18 protein-coding genes and 1 pseudogene are annotated in these 22,968 nt (G+C 61.0%); 9 read left to right on the forward strand and 10 right to left on the reverse strand.

What is annotated here, in order from left to right; translation table 11 throughout:
- The first annotated feature begins 3 nt into the window (after positions 1–3).
- Positions 4–1,341: an MFS transporter gene (locus tag ACWTPI_RS34745; RefSeq protein WP_059414353.1), complete on the forward strand. Its 1,338-nt coding sequence runs from the start codon at positions 4–6 to the stop codon at positions 1,339–1,341.
- A 34-nt stretch (positions 1,342–1,375) separates the two neighbouring features.
- Positions 1,376–2,344, forward strand: a complete 969-nt coding sequence (locus tag ACWTPI_RS34750; RefSeq protein ID WP_059414352.1) for an arsenic resistance protein — start codon at positions 1,376–1,378, stop codon at positions 2,342–2,344.
- Positions 2,345–2,532: 188 nt separating this feature from the next.
- Here the strand turns inward: ACWTPI_RS34750 and chrA are convergent, their stop codons facing one another.
- The 10 genes and pseudogenes from chrA to ACWTPI_RS34800 all read right to left on the reverse strand — a co-directional run bounded on the left by chrA (position 2,533) and on the right by ACWTPI_RS34800 (position 13,152).
- Positions 2,533–3,762 (reverse strand): chromate efflux transporter, encoded by a 1,230-nt coding sequence (chrA, locus tag ACWTPI_RS34755; RefSeq protein ID WP_059414350.1) that lies wholly within the window; start codon positions 3,760–3,762, stop codon positions 2,533–2,535.
- A gap of 70 nt (positions 3,763–3,832) precedes the next feature.
- Positions 3,833–5,047 (reverse strand): MFS transporter, encoded by a 1,215-nt coding sequence (locus ACWTPI_RS34760; protein WP_059414348.1) that lies wholly within the window; start codon positions 5,045–5,047, stop codon positions 3,833–3,835.
- 17 nt (positions 5,048–5,064) lie between these two features.
- Positions 5,065–5,829 carry an arsenical resistance protein ArsH gene (gene arsH, locus ACWTPI_RS34765; protein WP_059414346.1) on the reverse strand — a complete coding sequence of 255 codons (765 nt, stop codon included), beginning with the start codon at positions 5,827–5,829 and terminating at the stop codon, positions 5,065–5,067.
- Entirely contained in the window at positions 5,826–6,248 is a 423-nt protein-coding gene (arsC, locus tag ACWTPI_RS34770) for an arsenate reductase (glutaredoxin) (protein ID WP_059414344.1), read from the reverse strand. Before arsC ends, arsH begins: the two co-directional genes overlap by 4 nt.
- A 9-nt stretch (positions 6,249–6,257) precedes the next feature.
- Positions 6,258–7,322, reverse strand: coding sequence for an ACR3 family arsenite efflux transporter (arsB, locus tag ACWTPI_RS34775; protein WP_059414342.1), 1,065 nt, complete (start codon positions 7,320–7,322; stop codon positions 6,258–6,260).
- Complete coding sequence (locus tag ACWTPI_RS34780; protein ID WP_059414340.1) at positions 7,319–7,831, reverse strand: arsenate reductase ArsC; 513 nt, start codon at positions 7,829–7,831, stop codon at positions 7,319–7,321. Before ACWTPI_RS34780 ends, arsB begins: the two co-directional genes overlap by 4 nt.
- A gap of 65 nt (positions 7,832–7,896) precedes the next feature.
- Positions 7,897–8,397: an ArsI/CadI family heavy metal resistance metalloenzyme gene (locus ACWTPI_RS34785; RefSeq protein WP_059414338.1), complete on the reverse strand. Its 501-nt coding sequence runs from the start codon at positions 8,395–8,397 to the stop codon at positions 7,897–7,899.
- Between the two features lie 2 nt (positions 8,398–8,399).
- Complete coding sequence (locus ACWTPI_RS34790; protein WP_059414336.1) at positions 8,400–8,729, reverse strand: ArsR/SmtB family transcription factor; 330 nt, start codon at positions 8,727–8,729, stop codon at positions 8,400–8,402.
- A gap of 265 nt (positions 8,730–8,994) precedes the next feature.
- Positions 8,995–11,927 (reverse strand): annotated as a pseudogene (locus ACWTPI_RS34795) (Tn3 family transposase).
- A gap of 292 nt (positions 11,928–12,219) precedes the next feature.
- Positions 12,220–13,152, reverse strand: a complete 933-nt coding sequence (locus tag ACWTPI_RS34800; protein ID WP_059414333.1) for a DNA-binding protein — start codon at positions 13,150–13,152, stop codon at positions 12,220–12,222.
- Between the two features lie 911 nt (positions 13,153–14,063).
- On the opposite strand from ACWTPI_RS34800, the gene ACWTPI_RS34805 reads away from it, so the two are divergent.
- The 7 genes from ACWTPI_RS34805 (at position 14,064) to ACWTPI_RS34835 (ending at position 22,966) form a co-directional block, all read left to right on the forward strand.
- Positions 14,064–16,499 (forward strand): DUF6531 domain-containing protein, encoded by a 2,436-nt coding sequence (locus ACWTPI_RS34805; RefSeq protein ID WP_156173992.1) that lies wholly within the window; start codon positions 14,064–14,066, stop codon positions 16,497–16,499.
- Positions 16,496–16,738, forward strand: coding sequence for a hypothetical protein (locus ACWTPI_RS34810; RefSeq protein WP_059414330.1), 243 nt, complete (start codon positions 16,496–16,498; stop codon positions 16,736–16,738). Before ACWTPI_RS34805 ends, ACWTPI_RS34810 begins: the two co-directional genes overlap by 4 nt.
- 472 nt (positions 16,739–17,210) lie before the next feature.
- Positions 17,211–17,558, forward strand: a complete 348-nt coding sequence (locus ACWTPI_RS34815; protein ID WP_059414328.1) for an ABC transporter permease family protein — start codon at positions 17,211–17,213, stop codon at positions 17,556–17,558.
- A 138-nt stretch (positions 17,559–17,696) separates the two neighbouring features.
- Positions 17,697–18,605, forward strand: a complete 909-nt coding sequence (locus ACWTPI_RS34820) for a LysR substrate-binding domain-containing protein (protein ID WP_059414326.1) — start codon at positions 17,697–17,699, stop codon at positions 18,603–18,605.
- A 295-nt stretch (positions 18,606–18,900) separates the two neighbouring features.
- A complete protein-coding gene (locus tag ACWTPI_RS34825) occupies positions 18,901–19,911 on the forward strand; it encodes a Bug family tripartite tricarboxylate transporter substrate binding protein (RefSeq protein ID WP_059414324.1) in 1,011 nt (336 codons plus the stop codon).
- The gene (locus tag ACWTPI_RS34830; RefSeq protein WP_059414322.1) at positions 19,911–21,278 is read left to right on the forward strand and encodes an MmgE/PrpD family protein; all 1,368 of its coding nucleotides are present in this window, start codon (positions 19,911–19,913) and stop codon (positions 21,276–21,278) included. Before ACWTPI_RS34825 ends, ACWTPI_RS34830 begins: the two co-directional genes overlap by 1 nt.
- Positions 21,275–22,966, forward strand: coding sequence for a rhodanese-like domain-containing protein (locus ACWTPI_RS34835; RefSeq protein ID WP_059414320.1), 1,692 nt, complete (start codon positions 21,275–21,277; stop codon positions 22,964–22,966). Before ACWTPI_RS34830 ends, ACWTPI_RS34835 begins: the two co-directional genes overlap by 4 nt.
- The last annotated feature ends 2 nt before the right edge of the window (positions 22,967–22,968 follow it).

Genomic DNA, 22,968 nt, shown 5'->3' on the forward strand with positions numbered 1-22,968 from the left:
TGCATGCTGGATGTATTGCGGAACCGAACCTATCGGCACCTGTTCGGTGCGCAGGTGATCGCGCTGATTGGCACCGGACTTGCGACGGTCGCGCTGGGTCTGCTCGCCTATGACCTGGCCGGTGCGAACGCGGGTAGCGTTCTGGGAACCGCGCTGGCGATCAAGATGGTTGCCTATGTGGGTATTGCCCCGGTAGTGGGTGCGTTCGCCAACCGGCTTCCGCGTCGCGCATTCCTCGTTGCGATGGACCTCGTGCGGGCGCTGGTGGCGATTTCTCTGCCGTTCGTGACGCAGATCTGGCAGATCTACGTCCTGATTTCTCTGTTGCAGTCTGCCTCGGCGGCATTCACGCCCACCTTTCAGGCGACCATCCCGGACGTCCTTCCTGAAGAGACTGCCTATACGAATGCCTTATCCCTGTCCCGCCTGGCGTATGACATGGAAAGTCTGGTGAGTCCGATGCTGGCCGCCGCGTTGCTCTCGGTCATCAGCTTCCACTGGCTGTTTGGCGGCACCGTCGTGGGGTTTTTGGTGTCGGCCTTGCTCGTCGTTTCTGTGCGGTTGCCGCAATCCAAGGCGATAGAACGCACGGGGAGTGTGTATACGAAGACATTCCGGGGCATGTCGATCTACCTTCGGACGCCTCGCTTGCGTGGGCTCCTGGCCTTGAACCTGGCCGCGGCCGCCGCCAGCGCGATGGTCATCGTGAACACTGTCGTCTATGTGCAAAGCAAGCTGCAGCGTCCGGCATCGGATGTCCCGTTCGCTCTGGCGGCATTTGGCTGCGGATCTATGCTTGTGGCCTTGCTGTTGCCGAGGATGCTGGCGGATCGACCTGATCGTCCAACCATGCTTGGCGGCGCCATACTCATGTCAGCCGGTCTTGCATTCGGCATCGCGCTGACCACGTTCGGACGATTCATCGAATGGCCAATGTTTCTGCTGACATGGTTTGCCATCGGCATTGGGTACTCGATGACGTTGACGCCGAGCGGTCGTCTGCTGAAGCGATCGGCTACTTCAGCCGATCGACCTGCAGTGTTCGCTGCGCAATTCTCCCTCTCGCATGCATGCTGGCTGATTGCCTATCCGCTCGCAGGGCAGATCGGGGCAAGATACGGGATGCGTGCTGCGTTTGTGGTGCTTGCGTGCGTTTCGGTTGTCGGATTTCTCGCCGCCTGGCGCGTGTGGCCTGCCGAAGACCGCGAAGCACTGGATCACGAACATCCAGAGGGCGCGCGCTTTGACGAACACCTGAGAGAGGGAGAGGCCACGGGGCCACGTCGTCATCGTCACGCATTTACCATTGACGACTATCATCCCGAATGGCCGGGCCGTTGAGGCCAACTCCCATACACGTTGCGACCAAGAAGAAGTGCAAACACTACGCGAGCGCCTGGAAGCCCACCAGGTGGTCATCTATTTTGTGACCGTCGTCATGGCGGCTGTCATGGCATCCGCCATCACCGGTCTGGAGAGCTTGGACGCAGCGATCAATCCCGCGCTGGCCTTCATGCTGTTCGTAACCTTCTTGCAGGTCCCGCTGGCTGATCTCGGGCGCGCATTCACACGCTTGCGGTTTCTCGGAGCGCTGTTGACGGCCAACTTCCTGGCAATTCCCTTGCTGGCCGCTGCCCTGCTGCAATGCCTGCCGGCGGGCCCCCTGATCCGGTTCGGCTTTCTGTTGGTCTTGCTGACTCCATGTATTGACTATGTGGTGACGTTTTCTCAGATCGGCCGCGCCGACTCTCGCTTGCTGCTGGCCGCAACGCCGGTGTTACTCATCTTCCAGATGTTGCTGCTGCCGGTGTACTTGAGCGTCTTTCTTGGATCCCATGCCCAAGCGTTGATCGATATTGGCCCATTTGTGCACGCTTTTGTCTGGCTGATCGCCGTACCTCTTGTACTTGCCGGCGTCATGCAGATAACAGCCAGATATACGCAAGCGGGGCAGCGGATAGCCGATGGGCTTGGCCTTTGTCCAGTTCCGGCCACCGCTCTGGTCCTGTTCATTGTCGTGGGTGCAGTTGTGCCACAACTCCACGCTGCTATCGGCGCGGCAGCTCGAGTTCTCCCACTCTATATCGTGTTCGCTTGCGTTGCGCCGCTGCTCGGATGGCTAGTCAGCGGCTGGTTTGGCTTGGAAGCATCTGCGAGACGCGCGGTGGCGTTCAGTACCAGCACGCGCAACTCGTTGGTCGTGTTGCCGCTCGGTCTCGCGGTACCGGGCGCGATTCCGATACTGCCAGCCATTATTGCGACCCAGACCCTGGTCGAACTCCTGAGCGAGCTCGTCTACATGCGTGTCATGCCGAAACTCTGCGGGCAGGAGAATAAGGTGTGAGACTACGATGTACGCAATCCGTCTGGTTCGATGCGAGGGGCAGGGCCGTGTGATGACCTTGCTCCCCCCAAACTGTCGTAGTGAGCGGTCTAGTCGTCGACATAGCAGATCGTCGGTCCCTTGCCACGACGTCGAGGCCGTTATCTCGCAGTGCCTCAGAATTCGGTGCAATTCAACAAACTGACGTCTTAGTGCAACAGCGCCTGTCCAATTCCGACAAGCGCGCACACGGCAACGATGACAAGCGGAGGGATCTTCCAGCGTACTAGCAGCAAGAAGCAGATCGTCGCAATCGCGAAATCCAGTTGAGACAATATGGCACTGGTCCAAACTGGTGAATAAAGGGCCGCCGCGAGCAGACCGACCACCGCTGCATTGACGCCGCTCAGCAATGCAACCATCGAGGGGCGCGCCCGAATTGCCTGCCAATACGGTAGCGCTGCAATGACGAGTAGTAGTCCTGGCAAAAAGATCCCTAGCGTTGCCAATACCGCACCCTCCCAATGATTGGGCCCCATCGTCAGCATCCAGCCAAGGAAGGCGGCGAACGTAAAGAGAGGCCCGGGAACGGCTTGAGCAGCGCCATACCCGGCAAGAAAGTCATTCGGAGAAACCCAGCCGGTCGCGACCGTTTGCTGTTGCAGCAGCGGCAGGACTACATGGCCACCTCCGAACACCAGTGCACCGGAACGATAGAACGCATCAAAGACTTGAACCGCGCCACCTTCCTTTCCGGCTAGCGCTGGCAACCCGATCAGAAGGATGCAAAATAGGACCATCGCCACTGCGCCTGTGGCACGCGAGATGCGGAACTCTCTGCCGTGCGCCTGCGGGCGGAGTGCCTCGCCTATCCCGTTGGGTTGGCACAGCAAAAGCCCGAGTATTGCTCCCAGCACGATGACGAGAAGTTGGGCATAGACAGTCGTCAAGAGACTAAGCATCGCGAGCGACACGAGCGCGATAGCGGCGCGCCGGTAGTCTGGGCATAGCCGTCTCGCCATATCCCACACAGCTTGTGCTACGACAGCAACAGCGACTAGCTTTAGACCATGTATCAGACCGGTACCCACCGGGCCGCCAAGGCTCGGCGCCATGACTGCAAAGGCGAGCAGCAACAGGATGGAGGGCAGGGTGAATCCACACCAGGCAGCAACGCCGCCGAGCCACCCGGCCCGGAGTAGCCCAATGGAGAAACCAACCTGGCTGCTTGCCGGCCCTGGCAGAAACTGGCAAAGACCGACCAGATCCGAGAAGGCCGCGTCATCAAGCCAGCGGCGGCGTTCAACGAACTCGCGCCGGAAGTATCCAATGTGTGCAATTGGGCCGCCGAATGATGTCAGCCCCAGCTTAAGAAAGACGGCAAGCACTTCACCGGCCGCACCAGGGGATACGCTGGTTGTTGTCACTTTCGATTCCATGGGAGGGGACTTTGATGTGAGTGGGCATCCGCCCATATTCCAGTTCGTTGTCCTCGAACAGCTCGCCGATTCAACAGCTATCGCGATGGTTCACGTCGGGTGCGGTGCGCATGTCACCATGCAATAGGAAAAGCGTCAAGATCGAGGCGATTCCAAGGGACGACGATATCCAGAGCGCTGTTGAGCCCAGAGAATCAAGCAGCATGCCCGCGATTGCTTGGGCAACGCGAGCAGGGACCATCAGTATGCCCTGACGATGGCCGTATCCGCCCGGTCCAAAGATGACCAGCGGCAGCGTGCCCTTGGCAATGGTGAGAATGCCGTTTCCCGCACCGTGCAGGACGCCAAACAAGACTGCCGCAGGTGCGCCTATTAGGCCAAATGCCAGCGCGCCAGTGGGGTGCAGCGTGGCGGCGATACGCGCGGACAGCAGGGGGTGAACCTTGCGCAGCAGACCGAACTCAAGCATCCGGGCGCCGACTTGCGCCGGGCCGAGCAGCGCTCCGACCATCACGGCCGTGGCCAGCGACGCGCCCCCCGCCTGCAGCAGGCGGGGCAGGTGAGCTGTCATGGCCGTGCTGATGAACCATGTCGCCGCGAAAACGAAAGCCAGTGCATAAGATGCCCTTCGTTGCGAATGCTCATCGGCTGGGTGCGTCAGATCGGCTCCCGTGAGCGACGTAGCCTTGCTGGATGCAGTTGCCTTGGCAGCCACCTGTGGCATGCTCAGGTTCAGGGCCAGCCCTAGTGTGAGATGCAGCGCCGCCCAGGACAGGCAGGCGCCACGCCACCCGATGTGCGCCTCCATGAAGGTGGAGAGGGGCCAGCCGACCGTGCTGGCAAAACCGGCGATCAAGGTGATCCCGGTGATCGCGCCACGCGAACGGTTGCCGTACAGCGCGACCAGCGTGGCGAACGCGGCTTCGTAGAGCCCCGCGCCCATGCCGATGCCGAGAATCACCCAGGCCGCGAAGAGGCCCACGGCTCCCTGCGCCAGGCCAAGCCCGGCGAGTCCGATGGCGAACACCAGGCTCGTGGCCACGAGCACCGATCGGCCGCCGGTCCGGTCGAGGCCGCCGGTCCGGTCGATCAGCCGGCCAGCCGTGGGGCCCAGCAATGCCGACACCACCAGGGCAACGCTGAATGCGGCAAAGATCGTTGGCGTCGACACGCCGAGATCCTTTGCCATCGGTGTTGCCAGCATGGCCGGCAGATAGTACGTCGAACCCCACGCCACCGTCTGGGCGACTCCCAGCCTGGCGATCACGCTGTTGCTTGGCTCCATGGCCGGTCCGTTCCCTGTTATTCCACTTCGCCGCTATCGGTGTCGCTGGTCTGCGCGTCGTTCTCGTGATGCATGGCTGCCGCCGCGAGCGTCGTCGCGTGGGCGGGCGCGGCTTCCTTGCGCTCGCTGTAGCGGTCGGTCAGGTAGTCGCTGCGGTCGCGCACCAGCAGGGTGAACTTGTAGAGTTCTTCCATGACGTCGACGACGCGATCGTAGTAGGACGACGGCTTCATGCGGCCGTTGGCATCGAACTCCTGATATGCCTTGGCCACTGACGACTGGTTCGGAATGGTGACCATGCGCATCCAGCGCCCCAGCACGCGCAGCGCGTTGACGGCGTTGAACGACTGCGAGCCGCCGCACACCTGCATCACAGCCAGCGTGCGACCCTGCGTCGGGCGAATGCCGCCCATCTCCAGCGGCAGCCAGTCGATCTGGTTCTTGAAGACGGCTGTCAGCGTGCCGTGACGCTCGGGGCTGCACCAGACCTGGCCTTCCGACCACTCGGAGAGCTTGCGCAACTCGACCACCTTCGGATAATCCGCAGGGACGCTGTCCGCCATCGGCAGGTCGCGCGGATCGAACACGCGGGTCTCCGCGCCGAAGTGCTGCAGAATCCGTTCGGCTTCCTGCGCCAGCAACCGGCTGTAGGAGATCTCGCGCAGTGAGCCGTACAGCAGCAGGATGCGTGGCGGGTGGGTGCTGACGCGAGCGGGCTCGAGCTTGTAGAGGTCGGGCGTATCGAGCACCACGGGGACGATGTTGGGCAGATCCGTGGTCACGGGATCCTCCGGCCTTGCGCGTCGATCACGGCCTCGCCGTCTTCCTTGGTGAACGCGCCTTGCTGCGGCGCCGGCAGGATATCCAGGACGACTTCCGACGGCCTGCACAACCGCACGCCCAACTTGGTGACGACGAAGGGGCGGTTGATCAGGATCGGGTGGGTCAGCATTGCGTCCAGCAACTGGTCATCGGTCAGTGCTGGATCGCCCAGGCCAAGCTCGGCGTAGGGCGTGTCCTTCTCCCGAATCGCTTCCCGCACGGTGAGCCTGGCGTCGCGGATCATTGCCTGCAAGGTCTGCCGGTCGGGTGGCGTGTTCAGGTACTCGACAACGGTCGGCTCGATCCCCGCATTGCGAATTATGGCCAGCGTGTTGCGCGACGTGCCGCAAGCGGGGTTGTGATAGATGGTGACGGTCATGGGGGTGCCTCAGTGCGATTCGTACCAGTGCTGCGAACGGTTGACCACGCCAACGACGAACAGCATCACGGGGACTTCGATCAGCACGCCGACGACGGTGGCCAATGCCGCGCCGGACTGAAAGCCGAACAGGCTGATGGCGGTGGCCACGGCCAGTTCGAAGAAGTTGCTCGCGCCAATGAGCGCCGAGGGCCCGGCCACGCAGTGGGCGACGCCGAGCTTGCGGTTGAGCAGGTAGGCCAGGCCGGAGTTCAGCAGGACCTGGATCAGGATCGGCACGGCCAAGAGCAGGATGATCAGCGGCTGCTGCACGATGGCGTTGCCCTGGAAGCCGAACAGCAGCACGAGCGTTGCAAGCAATGCGGTGATCGAGTAGGGGCCGAGGGCATCGACGACGCGTTTGTAGGTGGCTTCGCCGCGTGCCAGCAATGCCCTGCGGATACCCTGCGCGATCAGCACGGGCACGATGATGTAGAGCGCGACTGACGTGATGAGCGTGTCCCATGGAACGGTGATCGACGACAGGCCCAGCAGCAGCGCGACGACCGGCGCAAAGGCCACGATCATGATGGCGTCGTTGAGCGCCACCTGCGACAGCGTGAAATACGGATCGCCTTTGCAGAGCTGCGACCAGACGAAGACCATCGCCGTACAAGGCGCCGCCGCCAGCAGGATCAGGCCGGCGATATAGCTATCGAGTTGATCTGCTGGCAGCCACCCCGCGAACAGATGGCGCACGAAGATCCAGCCCAGCAGCGCCATCGAGAACGGTTTGACCAGCCAGTTCACGAAGAGCGTGACGCCGATGCCGCGCCAGTGTCCCGCGACTTGGCCCATGGAGCCGAAATCGATCTTGATCAGCATCGGAATGATCATGACCCAGATCAGCACGCCGACGGGCAGGTTCACCTGCGCGAATTCCATCGCACCAATGGCATGAAAGACCGGTGGCAGCCATTGGCCGAGCAGGATGCCGGCCACGATGCACAGCGTCACCCAGACAGTCAGATAGCGCTCGAAGAAGCCAATGGCGCTGGGCTGTGCCGCTGCGGCGGACTGTTGCGCCGTGCTCACTGCCCGGCCTCCAAAGGCTGTTCGCCGATGGCGCGCATCTCCTTCTGAATGGCATTGCGGTCCAGGATGTGCGGCGGCAGGTTCACGAACTGGCTCACGCGATTCAGGATCTGACGGAAGACCTGGTCGAACACCTTGCGCTTCTCATCGTCGGATCCCTGGATGGCGGCCGGGTCCATGAAGCCCCAGTGTGCCGTGATGGGCGTGCCTGGCCAGATCGGGCAGACCTCGCCTGCGGCCTGGTCGCAGACCGTAATGACGAAGTCCATGTTGGGCGCTCCGGGCAGGGCGAACTCGTCCCAGCTCTTGCTGCGCAGGCCTGAGGTGTCGTAGCCAATCGACTGGCAGCGCTCGATGGCGAAGGGGTTCACCGTACCGGACGGATGGCTGCCGGCGCTGTAGGCGTGGAAGCGTCTCTTGCCGAGTACATTGAACAACGCCTCGGCCATCACGCTGCGGGCGGAGTTACCAGTGCACAGCACCAGCACATTGAAAGTCTTGTCGGACATGATCGTAGGGGCGAACGAGTGCCTCCTCGTGCGAGGATTCGTAGAGGAGGCGTCTTAGGGAAAGTTCAGCAGCAGCCGGAGTCCGGCGTGCAGCGGGCGGTCTTGGCAGGTTGCGTCGGCGCGGCGTTCAATTGGACAGGCACGCAGCACGCAGCGGCTTCAGCGCGACGATCGCGCGATTCGCCATAGGTTGGCGCGTTGCCAAGCGTGTGGAACGATTCCCAGGCGATACCCGTCGGATCCACAGACCAATGCTTGTTCGAGGTCGCGTAGCAGCAGTTCGTCGCGGACTGGGACTGCATCGGCAAGTCGGCGTTGGCCAGTCGAGCCTGAATCTCGGCAAGCTCCCCATCCGTCTCCGCCTGGATGCCCAGATGGTCGACGCCCAGCTTCTCCGTGCGATTGGAGATGGCGAAGTTCACGCGCGGATCGTCCAGCGACCACTTGGCATAATCGTCCCGGACGACGGTCGGCTCTGCAGCGAAGAGGGCCGAGTAGTAGCGGATGCTGGCCGACAGGTCGGCCACGCTGACGTGGACGTGGACGTGGACGTGGAAGCGCTTCATGATCACGACTCCGTGGTGACGGAACAGCGGGAAACCGGCGAGCACGGATTGCCGCCGCAGCAGTTCTCCGTGAGATAGCCCAGCAGGTCATTCATGGTCTGGAAGCGGGCCATGTAGATAATCGACCGGCCTTCCTGGCAGCTGGCCAGCAGGCCGGCGCGATGCAGTTCCTTGAGGTGGAACGACAGTGAGGACGCCGGCATCTCCATCAGTTCGGCAATGCGGCCAGCCGGCAGGCCTTCGAGGCCGGCCTGCACGAGCAGGCGGAAGACGGCCAGGCGGACGGCGTGGGCCAGCGCGGCAAGCGCTTCGAGGGCGTTATCTGTTTCCATGATTCGAATATAGTCGAAATATGGAATTTGCGCAACGGGCCCTGGAAAATTTATATCCGACACCGTTCGTGGTCGGGTCGAACGACTGGAGTCAGAAGCTAATCGGCCATTGGACCAAGGGGGAAAGACCGGCAGCTAATGGCCGGCAAGCGCCTGATCGACACGGAGCTCCGCTACGCTTCGCCAACGGGCAGGAGCCGCCTGCCGCCTATTGCGGCGTGGCGGTACCGAAACCAAGTTTCGCTGACCAATATCGGGCTAATTGTCATGCGCCACTCTCACGCTGCTGGGGCACCGCCTCCAGTAGCGAATCCTGGTACAGATGGATTGGGAAACTCAAGATACCTCGGAAGTTCACGTGTGCGAAGTGTGCTGGCCCCATGCGACGCAGCCAGTCATCGTCGACGCGTTGCCCCTTGCGGCGCCAGGTGTTGACCGCGGCTTGCATGCGCTGGGTATTCCAGGCAATCACCAGATTTGTCAGCAGCGTCAGTGATCCGGAAATTGCGATCATTTCATCTTGCCGGCGCCCGCGATCATGCGCCACCTTACCGGAATAGATGGCTCGCTGGAGTTGATGGACCGACTCACCTCGGTTGAGCAGTGTGCGCAGCTCCCGCCGAAACACGGCATTGCTGAAGAAGTCGCACAAGAATAGCGTGCGCAGCATCTTGCCCAAATGATCGCCGGCCCGATGGATGGGGTCGCCGTGGGCAGCGCTGCCGAACCGCTGCAGCGCGACGACGGCACTAACCCGGCCCGAATAGATCGAAGCCACCAGGCGGAGAAGCCCATCCCAGCCATCACGAATCGCCTTGAGCGAGATCTCGTGAGACACGGCGGCCGACAGTCCATCAGCCACCTTCAGGCCGCGTGATAAATACAGCTTGCGCTCTGACAGGTTGCGCAGCCAGGGGCATAGGTCAAAGCCCAGCAGCTTGGCCACTGTCATTCCCACATTTGTATATCCGTGGGTGTCGACCGCGAGCCTGAGCAACCCGCCGTCGGCGCGGGTTTCGTTATGGCGTATGACGCCTTCGATCGCCACTCCGGTCTGGCGCTCGTTGAGCACCATGGGCTGACTGTAGGCTATGCCGTGCTGTCCAATACGTGTGTATAGATTCCGACGGCATGGGTGCGCCGACGAGGATCGGCACGCACATAGAACAGGTGCGGGGAGGTATCCAGGCTCATTGAATCGCTTGACGCCTGTCGACCTGTTCCCCACAGCTCAGTGATCGGGTGCGCGCGCTGGAATTCCACCACACGTTCATTTGCTCTACGCAGCCGCCCAGGCATCTCAAGCGCGCGCATTGCCGTTGAGACATGGGCCGCGTCGAGTTGCGGAATCATGGCCGCGATACCCTTGGCATCCAGTTCGGTGCCGTGGGCAATCAGCGCGGCATAGAGCGAAATCAGCTCGTGCGCGTCCCTGGCCTTGCGCGCCAGCAGCACTTCACTGAAATTGGTAAGGGCATCCATCTCAAGAATCATGTCGGCAAACTGTGCGTTTCCAATGTCCTTGAATAGCAGATCTCGGGGATGTGTAGGTCTGCCGTCGGTCTCCGTTGCTTCGAGCGGCGACAGATGTAGAACACCATTTGTGTCGATCATGAAATGACCGGCCTCACGAGCCTCATCCAATGCCGCGAGGCCTGCCTTCAGATGATCCGTGAGACGGTTGAGGGAGATGTCAGCCTGGGTCGGCAAGTCGAGCGAAGACAAATATCGGTCCCGCTCGGATTCCCACTGTGTCGGCGGGATCAGCAGTTGATCGCGCTCCCGAAACGACAGGCTGTGGCTGATCCACACCGTGCCGCGGCGCAGGCCTTTGCGCAAGCCCGTAATCGCGCAGGCTTCCATTGCGCGCAACGCGCGCTTGCGGTCTTTGCCGTCGACCAGGTCGCGCCAACTCGCGCTCACCGGCACATTGCAATCGGGCGGCAGTTCCATTGCGCCTTGGTCGTGCAGGCTGCTGATGAGCTCAAGCTGCCTGATGGCCGGATTGTTGCTCGTGCTGGCAATCTCCAATTCCAGCAGCGGCGCCAAGAGGTTGCGGATACGGTGGTGGTCATCCGTAAGCGCTTCGCGCACGCCGGCAGCATGGCTCGCCGGGGGCTTGGGCGGCAAGTCTACTAGCAGGTTGCCGATGTCTGCCAGTCGCTCCTCGGCCGTGCGACTGGTATCGTCAACCAGTCCCTTGATCTCAACCAGTTGCTGCCGGTATTCGACCGCCGAACGGGCTTGTTTCGTTGTGGTCTTGTTATAAGCCTGCCGGACAAAATCGGACACGCGTCGCCCGGTCTGGTAGAGCATCGCGTCCGTCAGTTCAAGCAGAGTGAAGCGTAGAAAGAAGACCAGCTCGATCGTGCGCGTGGGTGTCTTCAGTTCGCGGACTTTTGCGGGACGGCGAGCCTGGATACGCTGACCATAGGCACGTTGTTTCTCGATCGGAATAGCATCGAACGCCCAGGTATGCGCTCCGAGATCCTTCAGGAAGCGGATCTTGGCCAGCGTCTCGCTCATGGTCGATGGGCTGTGTCGCGCCGGCGGGGTCTTAAGCCACTCCAGTGCGTACACTCCCGATGTCGCATGCGGGGCGAACACGGCAGATTCGGCTCGTGCTAACTGCGCCATTGGGACGACCCTCTCAATCGTGGCCAGCAAGTCACGCTCGATGCCAGCCCAGATTGAACGCGCTAGGCCCTGCAGCGCCCGCATTGACGGGATCAGAATCCGTCGCTCGTACAGCCAGAAATGGGCGTGCTGAAGCAACTCGTCAAGCGACAGGGATTCGGCGGCATCCTGTCGCATCCAGGCGGCGAGGCCACTCCACTGATCCTCATCGAGTCGCGTCAGCCCCAGATATCCACATGCCCAGACTTGATGCTCGTGGAGCGTCTTGTAGCGGTGATAGATCGTGCGCAGCGAAGCAATGGTTGGGGTCGCCACACCGAGCTTCTCGCCGACGTGGCGCAGCAACTGTCGGGGAATTGTGTTGAGCTGGTCGAGGGTGTGGCCACTTGCACGCAGAAAGACCAGTTGGATGGCGGCGCCGGCGCGCCCGTCAGGTCAAAATTTCTGGTTGATCGCAGCGAGGTCACTGGCGGTCAGCGCAAAATAGTGCTCGACGTCAAACTCCGACAAGCGTGTGGGCAAGCTGCTCTTTCCCACATAGCGAAATTCCAAGCCCGGCATCTTCCGCCCCCATGCAGGTGACGCGATCCGAAATCGCGGGCGAACATGGTACTCCCAAAGTCACCCGAGGGCAGCAGACAATTGTCGCGAGCGACCGGGGCACCTTATAAACAAAGGCCTTGCGCGGAAACCGCCAGATTTTGCACAGAAAGTACGATTACCCCGAGGAGGGAGGGCTGCGGAACTCGCATGGGCGGGCACTGGAGATGGAAGGTGAGCTTCCAATCTACAGACCTCGCCCGCGAGTCAAGGGCGCAGGGCGGCCGCCCGGCGCCAGTCAGTCCTTGTTTGCCTATTTTTTCCCGCGGGCCCGAGTCGGGGCGGTGGCATCGGCCGTTTCCTCGCTTCGGCCCGATTCGCCGACCGCGGGATCTTTCCGTGGTTTGACTGCTTCACGGAGCGCTTTCAGCTCTGCTTGGGCTGCAGCCGCGCTACCCACAGCGGAGGTCAGTTGTTCCCGAGTGGCCTGGTGCGCCGTGTGCGCGGCCACCAAATCCGAATGGGCCTGCTCTTCCCGCTTTTCAACGGTGGCCAGCCTGGCCTCAGCCTGGGTCTGCGCCGCAACCGCGGCCGCGCGCTGGGCCTCCGCGACCGCAGCCGCCTGCAGCGCGTCCGCAACGGCAGTCGCGGCCGTCTTGTCCGCCTCCACGCGCGCGGTTTGTTCGGCTGCCAGCAAGGCGCGAACCTCCAAGATCTCGGCTTCGAGACGAGGCACTGCCTCAACGCGAAGTTCGGCCTGCACGAGGTGCCGTCGGACGGATGCGAGCTCATTCCGCTCCCGCTCAAGCTCTTGGTTCAGCCGCGCCATCTCCGCCAACTGCTCCTCGCCCTTGCCAGCGAGGACATCGCGCTCTTTGGCCACCTGCAACAGTTGCTCAGCCAGGGCGTCGCGCTCGGCTTCCAAGGCCTCGCCGTTGGCGCTGAAGACCGCCAACTCCTTCATGGCCTGAGCCAGGTTCGCTTCTGCCTCGCTCGCAGCTTCTTCCGCGGCTTTCGATAGCTCTGTACCCAAAGCCTGCAGCAACCTGGTATTCGGTTCGTTGATTTTTCGGGGTGCCGGCTTGTGCTGACCGCTCCAAAGCGTCCAGTGCCGATGGATGGTGTTCATGCTGCCGGTGTTGCCCAGCCGCTCTCGCACCGCACTCAAGGTTGGCTTCTGCCCTTCAGCGACGAGAGCATCTGCGGCCACCGCCACACTCTCATAGGAAACACCCGTTCTGGCCATGTTGGCTCCAATCGTATCGTATGATAATACTACGATACGGTAACCCTAACCGCAAGACTTCCGAGCGGTTAAACACATCTCCCACCGGGAAAGAGAAGAGAACTGTGCCTTGCGTCTTTCGAATATCCATAGATATGAACACATCACATATCAGTTGTAAATAAAACGATACATTAACGATATAGGGATCCGTACACTCTAGTCGGTCGGCGAAACAAAGGAGGGCACGGGTGAGACTATGGAGTGAGCCATGCGAGCTCATCGATCGACCAAATGCAACCAACAGATCGCCGCACTAGTGAGCCTTTCCGCTGTATTTTGACGCTCGTACGAGACCCCTCGACGAAGGGCCTCTTCCTCACCCTGCTCTTGATGTTGTTTCACGCTCGCCTGGTACAGGTGGAACTTTATGCTTGGACGACCCAGGTGCCGACATAAGCGGACCATTTTCTTCTGAACAAGCGCTGTGTGATGTTCGTGTGACGTTTTTTCTGCCCCATACATAGGGAATTTTAAACTCAGATCTGGTCCCGATGGTTTCTTCAGCAGTCCTTGCATAATGCAAAGTACTTGGTAGCAACCATCATACGCTAAATATGGTTTAGCGAGCCCTATATGCACGGGTCCGTCACTTTAGATGATGAATAATATGAGGAAAGAAATTGAAACGAATAAAGGAATGGGCCGGTTGGTGCAATCGAGGCACTCCCAATTTGTTTCCGGAGACAACGAATTTAGCTCTTTCCAGGTTGTTCATCCGTTTCTTGGCGATAGCATCTATACTGACTCCGCTAGCAGTGCTCGCTGAGATTCCAGTTACATCATATCGCGTTACCACCTATGACGTTTGGCAACCCAGCCAGGATCTCGCATGCCTAGCCTATTTAGCGCGAGCAGATCGTGGCCAAGGCATGTACCATTTCGTCGGCGCTACCCCTACTTGTCAATATGAGTATGGACCAAATCCTCGGTTTGTACACTCCGATACTTACGTCGTAGGGACCAATTGTATTGACGGGTCTACACCGAATCTTGCCAAGCCACTTGGTCAGCAGTGTGGAGGAGCTGAATACTGGTCGACCGGTATAGCGCGTGACCAAATTATCGAGAAATCTTGTCCGGTCGGGAATCCTATCTATCCGGGCACGAGCATAAAAGCGCAAATTGAGGTGGATTTCCAAGGGGCAGGTCTCAATGCTCTCACGCTCAGCCGGGTCTATCGATCAAGCTACTTTTCTGGCCCCTATGACGGTTTCTCGCAGCTCTGGATGCATCAATGGCAAAGACGACTAGTTGTCCCGTTTGATAAGGGTAATGGGGCTCGCCTTTTTGTCATTAGAGCAGATGGCGCATTCAAGCAGTTTATTGCCACGGGCGGAAACACGTGGACTGCGGCAGATGGAAATCATGATGCACTTAAGGTCGCGCTCGATAACACAAACTTAATTTCCGGGTGGACATATGTGGAGGCTGCTACCGATACCATCGAGTCATATGACAGTACGGGCAAACTCTTGACTGTCCGTGAGCGAAATGGCTGGACGACAACGCTAACTTACAGCGACACCAACACGCCGGCTGGGGTAACTCCGCGGACCGGCCTGCTTATTAATGTCAAGAACCAATTTAACCAGATCCTGAGTTTTGGCTACGATGCGCAAGCCCGCATTACGTCGGTTACAACGCCTGATGGCAAAGTCATCCAATATAGCTACGATTCAGCCGGAGTTCTAGCTAGCGTCACTTGGCCGGATGGAAATTCTCGCCATTATCACTATGAGGATACACGCTTCACCACAGCGCTAACGGGTATCACCGATGAAGCCGGAGCACGTTTTGCTTCCTACGCATACGATGAGCAGGGACGCGCAATCAGTTCGGAGCATGCTGGCGGTGCCGATAAAGTCCAGGTGCAATACTTGAGTCAGAGTCAAAGCGTCGTGACATCCGCGGACGGCAGCAACCGGACCTATACATTCGATCTGCAAAACAATGTATTGCGGCCGACGAACGTGTCGGCACCGTGTGTCGAGTGTGGTGACGTTGCGAAAACCAGCACTTATGACACAAGCGGCAACCTGTCGAGCACGGTCGATTTTGCCGACAAGGAAATCCGTTACACCTATGATGCGCTCGGGCGTGAGACTCAACGCATCGAAGGTTACGGAACGGCTGGCGCGAAGACAACGACCACCGAGTGGCATCCGACCTACAACTTACCGCTAAGGGTTGCGTCTCCAAATCGGGTAGATGGATTTACTTACGATGCAAAGGGGCAGACTACGAGCTATGTCACCTATGCAACGAGCGATCAGAACGGATCGCTGGGCTTCGGAGCGATCCAACTCGGTCAAAGCACCGGTCTGCGATGGGAGTACGATGCAAATGGCCTTGTCATCGCGGCGATGGATACCATTGACAATATAGAGAGTGCAAGATGGACCTACTCCTACGATACGTCAGGCAATCTTGCCATCTTGACGAATCCTCAGGGGCAAATCGGCCGAGCGCTGACCTATGATAGCGCGGGAAGACTTCTTACCGCCATCGACACGTCTGGTAGGCAAATTGAGATCCGGTACAACAATCGGGGTAACATGACGCTGTACCAGCGCGGAACAGACACCGTCGTATACGGGTACAACCAAGCGGGTTTTCTCACAACGGTGTCCGGACCGGGTTCATTCCGATATGAATTGGAATACGACAATGCACACCGATTGGTCGCATATTGGTTGCCTGCAGAGCTGACTACGCAGAGCTTGACTTCATTATCCGAAAATCCTTTTGGTCAAGCGGCCAGATCCGCCATCAGCGTTCCGCCAACAAGCGAAAACGCTAGTTGGCTAACGTCGATGTGGAATACGATCAAAGGTTGGTTCGGATGGTTGTTCACAAATGCTCATGCGCAGGCTAGCCCGACACAACTGATACGAATTCCGGTAAATCCCAGGAATGGACAATCAGGACCTGGGATGGCTCCAATGCCGGTGCCAGCTGACGTGCTAGAGCCGGGCAATGGGGAGAAGCATAGTCCGGATACATTACTGACGCGCCTAGGTGCAGAACTGGGCTCTGCAGGCATCCGCATGGTCAGACATGTCAGTGGAACAGTCATTGGTGCGGCTCGCTTGCTTTCTTGTGACATGAGTGGAGGCGATGATGATGATTGTGAACGCCAACGAGACCAAGATGAGGGAAATTGCCAATCCACTGTGAAAGCTCGCTACGGCTCAGCCGGCGCGGCAATTTGCATGAGATCGGCAATGACCCGATATGCCGAATGCCTCCGTTTTGGAACAGGTGGGATTCGTACACCACTATCTGGCTTTGAGACACCACTATGAACTCCAAAGGTATCCAGTTCGAATATGACGCCGAGAAAGAATGCTTGCTCGTGAAATATCCTGACAAGCCAATGCTGCGTCCCTACGAGATCAAGAATCTGACGTTGAAGAACATGACGTTCGCAGAAGCCGCAGCGTTCATCGGCGAAAAAGTCCTGCTAATGCATCCCGTCTACAAAGAAATGTTCAAGGATTATTTGTGGTCAGACGATGGGACTGTTCCGCCGGCGAAACCATAAGTGAATCATGGGACGGATCCGGACCGGGAAATATAGCGTGCCCCGGATCCAGCCGATTGATCAAGCGCAGGCGTTTCGTGTTCTGAGCGAGGTGCGCCTGGCGCGGCGGCTCGCGCAATAGCGTGCGTGCGAGGTAGATCTGGTGCTGATCATCCCACAATGCCTGGACCTTTGCCGCAATGGTCGGCACATGCTCCGGCCGCTTGTGCTCCACGAGCATGCCCTAATCGATCTCGGCCAGCCGATCATAGGTAGTGTAGGGGAGAGCGATACCATATCAGGCGGTGCAGATTACGTGGGTGGGTAGCTTTTAGGGCTTGGGAAAGTCCACCGCGGACAAGGCGGGTTGCATCTTTGGTTCCGGATAGAGCAGACGCGAGATATCTACTCTCGTTGACCCCAAATTTGCAAAGCAGGAATTCTTCGTTGGGAACAGGGGGCACCACACATATGATCGACTGCTTCGATCGGGATGATGATCCTGCTTCTCGGAAGGCTGCTGCTGCAAGGTGCTGTCACGTTGCTCCTCGTCACGTTGCTGATCTTTGCCGGCACTGAAGTCTTGCCGAGAGACGTAGCGATTGCCACGCCAGGCCAATCCGCCCTCAGCGAAACGCTCGCCGCCGCGCACGAATCACTAGGCCTCGAGAAGCCGGCGGCCGTCCGTTACTGGCAATGGCTGCGCGGCATGGCCACCGGCAATCCCAGGCAATCGCTGGCCAATCGCATCGATATCGGCCCGGAGATCGCGAGCCGGCTCATCAACACGCTGTGGCTGGCGGGATCGGCGTTGATCGACACTCGTGGAAAACAAGGTTAGCGGCATTGTGGAAAGCGAGGGCCACAGCCTTTCGCGACGAAGCACAATTTTTCTCTTACGTATGCGAGCGGCGCGATTAATCGCCTTCTCGCCATGCACCGGAAGAGGCCTTATCCGGACAAAGGCGGGTTGGCAATAATGGCAGAAGAATCGGAACGCTTTCCAGCCGATGCGTCGGCTACCCTTGACCTGATCTTGCTGCGCGCATTTGTTGAGGTGGAGCGCCAGGGGACTTTCCACGCCGCCGCCTCCGCACTCCACTGCACGCAATCAGCGATTTCGCAGCGCATGCAGAAGCTCGAACAACTGATTGGGCAACCGCTGTTCCTGCGTACGGGCCGTAGCAAGGTGTTGACGGATACGGGCCGACATCTGCTCCGATACGGGCAGGAAATGCTCGCGCTCCACGACGATGCGATGGCCTTCCTGCAGGCGCGAAGTCCGCGCGGCTCGCTGCGCCTCGGTTCATCGCATGATGCGGCGGAAGCCTTGCTGCCAATGATACTCGCCCAGCTCTCCCGGCTCATGCCCCACCTCAGCTACGAGGTGACGATCGGCCGCAGTCCGGAATTGCTCAAGAATCTGCATGATGCGGGGCTAGATCTGGCGCTCGCGACCCGGCGCGACGATGCGCTGGAATCGTTCGTCGTCCGCAGTGCGCCCGTTCTCTGGCTTTGTTCCGCCAATTTCAAGTTCGCGCGCGGCGAACCTTTGCCGCTGGTGCTTGGCGACGAGCCCAGCGTGTTTCGTCGCTTTGCGCTGGAGGCCTTGGCACGACATGGCCAGCCGTGGCGCCAGATCTATACGTCGTCGAGTCCGGTCGGCGTGCGCGCCGCGGTGCGGGCGGGGCTAGGCATCACGCCGCGCACCGTCGAGATGCTGACGCCGGATATGCGCATCCTTGGCGATCGCGAAGGGTTGCCGCAAATGCCGGACGTGAGCTACTACCTCTACTGTCGACAGAATTCGGTGAACCCGGTGGTGTCCCAGGCGTTCCAGATGCTCCGGTTGTTCTTTCGTCATCAGGATGCCGGTGCTATTGCGTGAGCGGCGAGCCCGTCTGAAACATCAGCAACAGCACCGAAATGATCACCGCTACTGATCGCGGGCGTGATGATGGCGGCTGCAAGCGCCGTTGGATATCCGCCAAAACCCTTCTGAATCAGGTGCTTAGCCACCCTTGGAAATCTGTGGCGGCTCAGTTGCGACAAGCAATATATAAGCAAAGTCGCGATGGGCATTTTGAATACACCACGGCGCCCCAGACAATGACCTGACCCCACGGGATGCCGCTACTTGCGGCGGCCACTCAGTGGACGTGGAAATTGTTCTGGAGTGTGTGATGTTTGTTTCTTTCCGCCCATCGACCTCGCTCATGCCGCGACGCATAGTGAGCCTGCTGTCGATGGCATCTCTGGCGTTGGCCGGTGTTTTCGTTACCCCTGCGGCACAGGCGCAGTGGCCCGAGCAATCCATTCGTCTGGTGGTGCCGTTTCCGCCGGGCGGCCTTGCCGATCTGGTAGCCCGACCACTGGCGGAGAAGCTGAGCATCGCGTTAAAGCAGCCCGTGGTCGTCGAGAACCGTGGCGGCGCCTCGGGTACTTTGGGAACTGCACACGTCGCGGCGTCCAAGCCTGACGGCTACACGCTCCTGTTCGCCACCGCCAACGAGATCGCGGTCAGTCCAATCTTGTATCCGAACCTGCGCTACACGCCGTTCGACTCCTTCACGCCCATTGCCTCTGTCGTGGACTTTCCGTCCGTGCTCGTGACCGCGCCCAACAAGCCGGCGACCTATCAAGCCCTAGTCGCCGACGTCAAAGCGCATCCTGGCTGCGTGTCGTTTGCGTCTTCCGGTGCGGGCACGACCAATCATCTGATGGCCGAGCTCTTTCGCGAGGCCGAGAACACCCAGGTCCTGCATGTGCACTACAAGGGCGGCGGCCCCGCGATGGCAGATGTGGCGGCCGGCCATGTCGATGCCATGTTCGCGACCCTGCCATCCGCACTGGGCCAGATCCGCGGCGGCAGCTTCCAGGCGATCGCGGTCAGCAGCCCCAAGCGCTCCGCGGCGCTCCCCGATGTTCCCAGCCTGGTGGAACTGGGCCGTCCCGAGCTGGCCGTCACCATTTGGGCCGGCGTCCTGGCGCCGGCAGACCTACCCTCCGAGATTACGCGGCGCCTGAACAAGGAGATCGGCCGCATTGCGCAGGACCCACAGTTCAAGCGGTTTCTCGAACAGCACGGCGCCACGTTGCGCTTCAGTTCTCCGGAGGGCTTGAAGCAGAGCATTGCCGAGCACTACCAGCGTTGGTCTAAGACCATCCAGTCGGCTGGCATCGCCTTGAACTGATGCACATCGACCATCCTCCATTGCTGCTGCCCCGCATCGCCGGCGACGCACAGCGCAAATTCGACCAGTTGCTGGGCGCCGACGGCTTGCCGCCCGAGGTGCTGCACGCCGCCCGAAACTCGTTGCTGGACTGGCTTGGCGTATGTCTGGGCGCGCGACGGGATCCGCAGGCCGTCGTCATCACGAATACCGCACGCCTGTGGTCCAGCCACGGAGCCGCATGGTGGCTGTCCGGCGGGCGCTCGGCGGCGCCGGTGGCCGCCTGGGTCAACGGCTCGTTGTCCCATGTGCTGGACTATGACGACACTCATGTCGACGCCATTCTCCATGGCAGCGGGCCCCTTTGGGCGACGTTGCTCGCGCTTGGCCAACAATACCGGCTGCCGGAGAACCGCCTCATCGCTGCCTTCGCCGTGGGGCTGCAGACAGGCGCCAGGCTGGGCATGCAGGGGCGTGGTGAAAGGCTGACGGCGCATGGTTGGCACGTGACGCCCGTGCTCGGGCGCATCGCGGCAGCGCTGGCCGGCGCGCTCGCGCTGCGGCTGGATGCGTCGAAGGCCAGCCACGCCGTCGCATTGGCCGCGACTCAGGCCGGTGGTCTCGCGGCGTCCTTTGGTACGCCGGCGAAGCCACTGCACGCGGGCTATGCGGCGCTCGATGCCGTCATGTCCGTCGAGCTGGCCAGCCAGGGCTGCGAAGGCGCACCCGGCGTGCTGGACGGCCCGCGTGGCTTGCTGCAAAGCCTGCTCCAGGACGAAGCGCTGGCCATCGACGTCGACCTGGATGGCGCCTGGGAGATCTCACGCATCAGCTTCAAGCCTTATGCCTCGTGCCAGTTGACCCATGCAGCCATCGACGCCGCGCGGGCATTGCATGCGTCGCTGGACACGGACGGTGTCGAGCAGGTGATCGCGTATGTGCACCCGCTGGCCATTCGCATCGCGGGTAGCGCCGACGCCCATACAGCCACGCAGGCGAAATTCAGCCTTCCCTATTGCATCGCGCTTGGGCTGGCCGGCCATACGGGCAGGGCCAGCGACTTCGAACGGACGCGACTTGGCGATCCTACCGTGCAGGCGCTGAGCCAACGCGTGGCGCTCGTCCCGGACCCGGCGGCGACACGTTCCTCGGCTCGCCTTGAACTGCATGCGGCCAGTGGGCGGACGCTGGAACATGCCGTCACCGCTGGCTATGGCAGCGTGGCGTGGCCAATGCGGTGGAACGATCTTCGCGCCAAGTTCCTCGACCTGGCCGAGCCGGTGCTGGGAGCGCATGCGGCATCGCTGGCCGATGCGGTAGCCGGTTTTGGCCGGGCTAGCAGCCTGGATGCCATCACTAGCTTGATCGGACAGGGAGACATGGCGTGACGCAAGCAGAGATCGGGCAGCCGGTGCCACGCATCGATGTCGAGGCACTCATCGCGCGGCTTTGCGACCCGCGGACGGAACTGGCGCTGCTCGACGTGCGCGAGGAGGGACAGTTCGGCATGGGACATATGCTGTGGGCAGTGAATGCACCCTATAGCCGGCTGGAGGCGGTGGTGCCATCGCTGGTGCCCCGGCACGCAAGCATGATCGTCCTGGTGGATGCCGGTGACAATGTCGCGCAGCGCGCGGCATCGCGCTTGCGATCGCTCGGCTACCTGCAGGTGTTCGCGCTGGACGGCGGCATCCACGCATGGGAGGCTGCGGGGCATCCGGTATTCCAGGGCGTTTATGTCCCAGGCAAAGTATTGGGCGAATGGGCCGAAGAACACCTGGAGACACCGTCCATTGATGCCGTTACGCTCGACCGACTTCAGGCGGAAGGAGCACCGCTCGTCGTGCTCGACCCGCGTAGCGAGGCCGAACATGCCGCACGCCATATCCCTGGCGCGCTGTCCTGTCCGAATGGCGAGATCCTGCTGCGTTTCGAGGCCCTGGCGCCGTCGTACGACACGCTGATCGTGGTGGCTTGTGGCGGACGCACGCGGGGCATCGTGGGCGCACAGACCTTGATTGATGCCGGCGTCGGCCACCGTGTCGTTGCCCTGGCAGATGGCAACCACGGCTGGCAACTGGCCGGACTGAATCTGGAGACGGGCCTGAGGCACAAGGCGCCCGCTCCGGACTTTGCCCAGGAAGAGAAGGCGCGCAAGCGCAGCCTTGGCATCGCCCAAGCTCAGGACGTGCCCGCCATCGATGCAGCCCAGTTGGCTCGCTGGCGCACCGAGGACCACCGGACGACCTACGTGCTCGACGTCCGCACGCCCGCGGAATTCGCCCAGGGCCATCTGGAGGGCGCACACAACGCGCCTGGCGGCCAACTGGTCCAGGCCAGCGACCGCTGGCTTGGGACGTTGCACGCGCGGGTCGTGCTGGTGGATGACGACGGCGTCAGGGCCATCCAGTCGGCGCTCTGGTTGCGCCGGCTGGGTTGGGATGCCTACGCCCTGGCACTCCATGGCAGCAGGGCGCCGCGGGCTGAACCGGTGGCGCGCGCGGGCAAGGAGGGCGTGTCGGCGGACCAGGCGGCACGTATCGATCCCCCCTGGAGCGACGTTCTCAGGCTTGCCCCTGAATTGGACGTCGACCAAGCCCGAGCGCGGATTGGGCAGGGCGGTTCCGCGTGGTGCGTGGGCAGCAGCGAGGCTTACCTGCTGGCGCACCCGCCCGGCGCGGCGTGGGCAACCAGGGCGCGCCTGGACGGCCCCATCGCGGCAGCGGCATCTGGGCAGGACGTCATCCTGTTCTCCGAGGACGACCGCCTGGCGCATCTTGCCGCGGCAGACCTGTTGGATTCCGTCCAGCATGCCAGTGTCTTCGTGGTACGCGGCGGGCAAGCGAGCTGGGAAGCCGCCGGCGAGCCGGTCGAGGCTCCCCCGGCGGATGCGTTGACGCGTGAGCAACGCATCGATTTCCTGTTCTGGGCTCACGACCGCCGAAGCGGTAATGCCGCATCGATGCGTGCCTATCTCGACTGGGAAAAACAGCTGACCGCGCAAGCACAGCGCGAGCCAGCGGGATTTCCGCTGGCTCGCGTGCATCGGTCCCTCGAATCCACCCAACCACAATGACA

Source organism: Cupriavidus ulmosensis (genome assembly GCF_977008105.1).

What these genes read in the sequence shown, in the direction of transcription:
- ACWTPI_RS34745 (WP_059414353.1), top strand. Translation starts at nt 4, where the DNA reads ATGCTGGATGTATTGCGGAACCGAACCTATCGGCACCTGTTCGGTGCG.
- chrA (WP_059414350.1), bottom strand. Translation starts at nt 3,762, where the DNA reads ATGGAATCGAAAGTGACAACAACCAGCGTATCCCCTGGTGCGGCCGGT.
- ACWTPI_RS34760 (WP_059414348.1), bottom strand. Translation starts at nt 5,047, where the DNA reads ATGGAGCCAAGCAACAGCGTGATCGCCAGGCTGGGAGTCGCCCAGACG.
- arsC (WP_059414344.1), bottom strand. Translation starts at nt 6,248, where the DNA reads ATGACCGTCACCATCTATCACAACCCCGCTTGCGGCACGTCGCGCAAC.
- ACWTPI_RS34780 (WP_059414340.1), bottom strand. Translation starts at nt 7,831, where the DNA reads ATGTCCGACAAGACTTTCAATGTGCTGGTGCTGTGCACTGGTAACTCC.
- ACWTPI_RS34785 (WP_059414338.1), bottom strand. Translation starts at nt 8,397, where the DNA reads ATGAAGCGCTTCCACGTCCACGTCCACGTCCACGTCAGCGTGGCCGAC.
- ACWTPI_RS34790 (WP_059414336.1), bottom strand. Translation starts at nt 8,729, where the DNA reads ATGGAAACAGATAACGCCCTCGAAGCGCTTGCCGCGCTGGCCCACGCC.
- ACWTPI_RS34800 (WP_059414333.1), bottom strand. Translation starts at nt 13,152, where the DNA reads ATGGCCAGAACGGGTGTTTCCTATGAGAGTGTGGCGGTGGCCGCAGAT.
- ACWTPI_RS34805 (WP_156173992.1), top strand. Translation starts at nt 14,064, where the DNA reads ATGTACCATTTCGTCGGCGCTACCCCTACTTGTCAATATGAGTATGGA.
- ACWTPI_RS34810 (WP_059414330.1), top strand. Translation starts at nt 16,496, where the DNA reads ATGAACTCCAAAGGTATCCAGTTCGAATATGACGCCGAGAAAGAATGC.
- ACWTPI_RS34815 (WP_059414328.1), top strand. Translation starts at nt 17,211, where the DNA reads ATGATGATCCTGCTTCTCGGAAGGCTGCTGCTGCAAGGTGCTGTCACG.
- ACWTPI_RS34820 (WP_059414326.1), top strand. Translation starts at nt 17,697, where the DNA reads ATGGCAGAAGAATCGGAACGCTTTCCAGCCGATGCGTCGGCTACCCTT.
- ACWTPI_RS34825 (WP_059414324.1), top strand. Translation starts at nt 18,901, where the DNA reads ATGTTTGTTTCTTTCCGCCCATCGACCTCGCTCATGCCGCGACGCATA.
- ACWTPI_RS34830 (WP_059414322.1), top strand. Translation starts at nt 19,911, where the DNA reads ATGCACATCGACCATCCTCCATTGCTGCTGCCCCGCATCGCCGGCGAC.